Annotated in this window: 1 protein-coding gene and 1 pseudogene; both read right to left on the reverse strand. The window is 52.0% G+C overall.

Annotated elements, in window-relative coordinates; all coding sequences use genetic code 11:
* Positions 1 to 40 precede the first annotated feature (40 nt).
* A pseudogene (locus tag ACTRXG_RS16810) lies at positions 41 to 934 on the reverse strand (IS3 family transposase); the annotation flags it as partial.
* The gene (locus ACTRXG_RS16815) at positions 934 to 1,362 is read right to left on the reverse strand and encodes an HTH domain-containing protein (RefSeq protein WP_474286062.1); all 429 of its coding nucleotides are present in this window, start codon (positions 1,360 to 1,362) and stop codon (positions 934 to 936) included. The gene ACTRXG_RS16815 and the pseudogene ACTRXG_RS16810, both read right to left, overlap by 1 nt.
* Positions 1,363 to 1,481: the final 119 nt, after the last annotated feature.

Here is a 1,481-nt window from a genome sequence, read left to right on the forward strand (position 1 = left end):
TGAACTGTAACCTATAAAATGGACAGGAAATAAAAAGAGTCTAAGCTGTTAACAGATGATCCCGGTATTGGACCGGGGTCATTTTTTTTAGTCCCCACTGGTAGCGGCGGTGATTATATCTGTCGATATAATCGTGAACAATCTGCTTCAGTTGAGCGAAGGTGGCACAGAGACGGGGGTCCACCATATCTTTAAAGTGTCCAAAGAAGGATTCCATGGGAGCGTTATCCCAACAATTGCCGCGCCGGGACATGGATTGGCGGAGACCCGCCTGCTTCACCTTGGCCTGAAAGGCCGGGTGTGTATAGTGCGTCCCCTGGTCGGAATGAAGCATCGCTCCGGGAGGGAGGGGCAGATGCTGCAGTTGGTCCAGGGTCTCATGGGCGAGATCCATCGCTAGCGAGGTGGAAACGACATGAGCCAGAATTTCCTTGGTGGCGCTGTCTTTGATACACGACAAGTACGCTTTTTGCCCCTGGCCGTAATACAGATACGTGATATCTGTCAGAAGAATTTTTCCAGGTTCCTGGGCGTCAAAAGCCCGGTTCAACAGGTTGGGGCAGGTCTGGTGCTCCTGGGTGGCCTTCATGAGCTTTTTATAGGGGTTCGCCCGGCGGATTTTCGTTACCATTTGAAATTTGGCCATTAACCGTCGAATTTTTTTGTGATTCATGATGATGCCCTGATCGTTTTCAAGCATCATTTTGATCTGCAGGGCGCCTGCTTTTTCATGATGACGCTCAAACAGCTCCCGAATCCGTTCGGCCTCCCGGGCATCGTGGTCGTCCTGCCGCTGCCTCTCCGGTTCGTTCTTCCGCCAGGCGTAATACCCGCTCCGGCTGACCCCGGTCAGGTGACATAAATACGACACGTGACCGAGGAGCTCATGTGTATCAATGACCGCCTGAATCAATCCGTACCCCTCGTGGGGGGTTAACGGTGTTTCTTCTTCGACACCTGCCTTTCGAGCTCTTCGAGCTTTTTTAAGAAGTCGATTTCAGCCTCCAGATACTGTATGCGTGTTTCGGCTCGCTGAAGCTTGTCGTCCGTGGAACGCGAACGGGACGAGGGCCGGCCCGCAGCTCCTTTCCCCCGGCGTTCCTGTTCGAGGCCCAGCTCCCCATAACGCTCGTGGGTTTGTCGCCATCGCTGCAGGCATCGTTTCGGCTGTTCCTTGCCAATGACCGTCAGGTCAAGGTCGTGCTCGACAAAAATCTGTGCCGGTCCAGCTCCCTGATGATAAGCATGGACGGCCTTCTTCTTAAAATCCGGATGATACGAAATCGTCCGGTCAGATACCTTTCGAATGCACGGATGAGCTTCTAACTGCTTTTGTTCGCTCGCCGAATACCTTCTTTTCATCGCTGTTCCTCCGTTCGTTCTCTTTTCGTTTAGTATACATGGCAATGAGGGGTGGAAAATAGAAAAAACCCGAATGATGGGCACTTTTTTATCGTGTCCATCATTCGGGTTATAGTTCA

The organism is Marinococcus sp. LNSP9103-4 (genome assembly GCF_056034345.1).